1 protein-coding gene is annotated in these 247 nt (G+C 63.6%); it reads left to right on the top strand.

Annotated features, from left to right (window positions below):
• Positions 1–61: 61 nt before the first annotated feature.
• The coding region (locus ASE91_RS02315) for a transposase (RefSeq protein ID WP_082453773.1) at positions 62–247 on the top strand (186 nt) is incomplete at its 3' end.

The raw sequence follows: 247 nt of genomic DNA, 5'->3' as shown, positions 1-247 counted from the left end.
TGAGCTGCTGCCGGTTTCGTGGACACCGAGATAAGGTGTTTTTCGGAACCGGAGGATGGAGATGCAACGACGGAAGTTCAGCCGCGAGTTCAAGCTCGAGGCGGTGAAGCTGGTTCGGGAACGCGGGGTGTCGGTATCGCAGGCGGCCCGCGATCTGGACCTGCATGAGAACGTGCTGCGCAAGTGGGTGCGGGAGCAGGCGGCCGATCCGGGATCAGCGTTTCCCGGGCACGGCGTGATGAAGCCG

It is taken from the genome of Sphingomonas sp. Leaf62 (genome assembly GCF_001421915.1).
Classification (GTDB): domain Bacteria; phylum Pseudomonadota; class Alphaproteobacteria; order Sphingomonadales; family Sphingomonadaceae; genus Sphingomonas.
The sequence above is the reverse complement of the archived record's forward strand: the minus strand, read 5'-3'. Positions and strand labels throughout refer to the sequence as shown.